Annotated in this window: 3 protein-coding genes, 1 tRNA gene and 1 pseudogene; 3 read left to right on the forward strand and 2 right to left on the reverse strand. The window is 56.2% G+C overall.

The features are described from left to right. A partial coding sequence (locus GEU01_RS23555; RefSeq protein ID WP_198284481.1) for an IS4/Tn5 family transposase DNA-binding protein occupies positions 1–451 on the reverse strand: 451 nt, incomplete at its 3' end. Positions 452–454: 3 nt separating this feature from the next. Between GEU01_RS23555 and GEU01_RS23560 the strand changes: the two are divergent. Next, a pseudogene (locus GEU01_RS23560) lies at positions 455–1,189 on the forward strand (TonB-dependent siderophore receptor); the annotation flags it as partial. 13 nt (positions 1,190–1,202) lie between these two features. Here the strand turns inward: GEU01_RS23560 and GEU01_RS20245 are convergent. Further along, positions 1,203–2,297 carry an ABC transporter substrate-binding protein gene (locus tag GEU01_RS20245; RefSeq protein ID WP_019087496.1) on the reverse strand — a complete coding sequence of 365 codons (1,095 nt, stop codon included), beginning with the start codon at positions 2,295–2,297 and terminating at the stop codon, positions 1,203–1,205. Between the two features lie 142 nt (positions 2,298–2,439). Between GEU01_RS20245 and GEU01_RS20250 the strand changes: the two genes are divergently transcribed. Both GEU01_RS20250 and GEU01_RS20255 read left to right on the forward strand, forming a co-directional pair. Continuing rightward, positions 2,440–2,515: transfer RNA gene (locus GEU01_RS20250), tRNA-Asn, on the forward strand. Between the two features lie 610 nt (positions 2,516–3,125). After that, the coding region (locus GEU01_RS20255) for a helix-turn-helix domain-containing protein (RefSeq protein ID WP_026018770.1) at positions 3,126–3,396 on the forward strand (271 nt) is incomplete at its 3' end.

Genomic DNA, 3,396 nt, shown 5'->3' on the forward strand with positions numbered 1-3,396 from the left:
TTTTTTCCCTGCCTCCCGTAGAGACCTTGGTAAACCCGATCTTTTCGGGAGATGCTCGGGTGAAGGAAAACTCCGTTGTATCCTGCAGGATCAGGACTGGCCCTGCAGTCGCATCGAAACGCTGGGCGGTAGCAGAAAAATGCCCTTCAAGGATTTTGTCTTCGCTTACATTTGCATTTGCAAAAAATCTATATGCTGCCTTGGTCGCAGACCAATCCTGAAATGCCGTCGGGAGAGACTTGCCCGGTCGTTCAGCAAGTGCCGCGAGCATCGTGCCCAGACGCCTGTTCAGGCGCTCGTCGCCAAGGTCAGATCCGGATATTTCCTGTATGACCCAATCCTGTACCATTCTCACACCCCGCCTGCATAAAGGTGACAGAAAAGGAATCACAACAGATTCATCTGCATCAAGCACAAAATTCAAGAACAGCAGATTTGTGGGTAACTGCAAGGTGCCTCGGCCCTTTACCATTTCGATTTCGGCCTTTCGCCCTATATCAGCTACTCAACGTCGTTCCAGCCGCAGTCGGGCACCGTATCCAGCGATGGCGGCAAGACGTTCCGCCAGGCCGATCCCTCCCTTGGCAAGCAGCTTGAAGGGGGCCTGAAATACCAGCTTCCGGGCACGTCGCTGCTGTTTACGGCGGCGGGCTTCCATATCGAACAGACCAACGTGCTGGTTGCCGTTGGCAACCTGGGCTACAGCACGCAGAGCGGACTGGTACATTCCGATGGCTTTGAATTCGAAGCCCATGCCGAACCGTACAAGAACCTGATGATCACTGCGGCAGTCAGCGTGCAGAAAGTCCATGATGATTCGACGGGCAAGCCACTGATCCAGTCCGGGACGGGCAATGCATCGCTGTTCGCATTCTACACCATGCCCTCGGGGCCGGTAAAAGGCCTCGGCTTCGGGGGTGGCATGCGGTATTCGAACAAATCCTACGGTGGCGAAGCCAGTTACGGCAGCGTCTGGGTGCCGCAATACGCCGTGTTTGATGCGTCAGTTCGCTATGACCTGTCGAACCTTTCCCCGTCGCTTCATGGCTGGACCGTTGCGGCCAGTGCCCGCAACCTGTTTGACAAGAATTATGTCGCGAACTGCCTGAGCTATGCATCCTATAATCAGGAATGGTGCTATTACGGCGAGCGCCGGAACGCGCAGGCAAGCCTTGGCTTTACCTGGTAAATTCTCCCCCCGACTATCCCGCGCCGTGGCCTCCCCTTTGGCCATGGTGCAGGATATCGGCTGAAATGGTGCGGGCGTAACCTGCCGAATCAAGGCTGTCGGGGAAAATACCCAGCAGCTTGAGTTCATCCACATACCGCGCGATCTGTATTTTCAGGTCATTGCCTACGGGACTGATCCCGAGCACTTCGTGGCGCATCATCTGCAGGATCGTGTCCTGATCCATGCCCTCCACCCGGTCATCAAGCAGCGCTGCGGCTTCCGCCACGCGCTGGGGCAGCCAGCGGGCGGCATGCGACAGCGCCAGCACAAGGGCCACGGCGGCGCCCGGCGTCTGCGCCAGCAGGTCCGTCGAGACACCCAGCGCAAGGTTCGTGCGTTCCGCGTACAATCCCTTTACGCTGTTGACCAGTTCCACCAGGTCCAGCGCCCGGTTGTTCAGCAGTTGCCATGCCAGCGGGTCATGCAGGGCCACGGCGTCCACCGTGCCCGCTGCCAGGGCGTCATCAATCTGGTCGGGTGGCAGGATGACCCAGTCGGGCGCCGTGTCCGGGTTCAGTCCCTTGCGGCGCAGGATAACGGAAAAGAACAGCCGGTCCGCCATATCCGCATTCAGCACGGCGATCCTGCGGCCCACCAGGTCCTCGATCTTGGCAATCCGCAGCCGCCTGCGCACCAGCAGGCGGAATGTCCCCGCCTGCAACCCCATGACCAGCCGTGCGGGCAGGTCCGCATCCGCCTGATACGCCTGCAGCCATGACAGCACGGGGGCAACGGCCGCCATGCTGCGCCCCGCGCGCAGGTCGGCAATGGCGTCCCGCCCCGTTACCGCGCCGGAACGCAGGTGTACATCCAGCCGGTACTGGGAAAAGAAGTCCTGCCGGAGCGCGACGTTATACAGGGTCGATGCCTGTGCAAACGGCCAGGACAGCGTCAGGTCATGGGCTTCGCCATCCAGCAGCGCATCATCATGCCGCACGATACGGGCCTGCTGGCGGCTTTGCAGCCACTGCGCGCCCACCACGGCGCATCCTGCCCCAACCAGCAGCGGCATGACCGCGCGGCGCAGCAGGCGTGGGGGCCGCCCTTGCGTGTTCTCATCGACCATTGGTTCGCTTTTCTCCTGCAACACAAAGGCTTTACCGTGCTTTTGGCCGGTCTGGCCCCCCATTTTCCCCCTTTTTGAAAAAAAGTTCAAAAGGGGGGTTTACGCCCCCCCATCGGTGTGGCTATAAGCTGCTCAACGCTGATCCCGAATAGCTCAGTTGGTAGAGCAAGCGACTGTTAATCGCTGGGTCGTAGGTTCGAGTCCTACTTCGGGAGCCACCTTTCCTTAAAATAGATCTGCATTATTAATCGCAGCGTTTCTGCGTAACATTGCAATATGCAGTTGCCTCCTACGGAGCCATATCCCGGTCGGATGATATCGACTGGGGTATTTGCTTCGGCGTGATACAAAATCGCTTTGGCGGCAATGTCATCTTCCCTTATCGACGTTTTTAAAATATTTTGCCGCGATCAGCCGTTAAGACGGACCGATAAGCCATTTGCGGTAGACACGCCTCAAAATGATAAATTATGTAATAATATGAATTACGATTTTGTCTCAATGTCCATTTTTCTTTCAAGAACCGCAAATGCCTTTTAAAAATAAAAGACCTCAACCAGTATGGAGAAAAAATGATTGCATTAATTTATCAATCAGAATGTGAATAATTGTAACTACAGAAAAAATATAGGTTATTCAGAAAACAAAAAGATTATATCTCCAGTCAGCGGAATGTATCGAGTTGGAAAAGTGTCCAGGACTATGATTGGTAAATTATTTTACGGAATAGCTAATACCAACCATTGTTTGGCCTGACTCACGGGGTACCCATCGGTTTAAAAATGTGATTCATAGGATGCAGACCATTCTCTGAAGGAGGCATTCTGGATGGGCAGCCCTCTATCCCTGCGTGACGATCATGATAGTTCGGAGTTGCGACGCCTTGCGCGCAGAAGCCGGCATGCGGGTCAGTCGCGTCGCCTGTTGGCGCTTGCGGCGATTTATGATGGCGCCTCGCGCGGCGAGGCGGCCCTGCTTGCGGGGACAGACCGTCAGAGTATCCGTGACTGGGTGCTGCGTTTCAATGCGGATGGCCCGGATGGCCTTGTGGATCGTCATGGCGGGGGACAGAAAGCCCGCCTGACACAGGAGATGCTGT

It is taken from the genome of Komagataeibacter europaeus LMG 18890, from assembly GCF_000285295.1.
Taxonomy (GTDB): Bacteria; Pseudomonadota; Alphaproteobacteria; order Acetobacterales; family Acetobacteraceae; genus Komagataeibacter; species Komagataeibacter europaeus.

What these genes read in the sequence shown, in the direction of transcription:
- GEU01_RS20245 (WP_019087496.1), bottom strand. Translation starts at nt 2,297, where the DNA reads ATGGTCGATGAGAACACGCAAGGGCGGCCCCCACGCCTGCTGCGCCGC.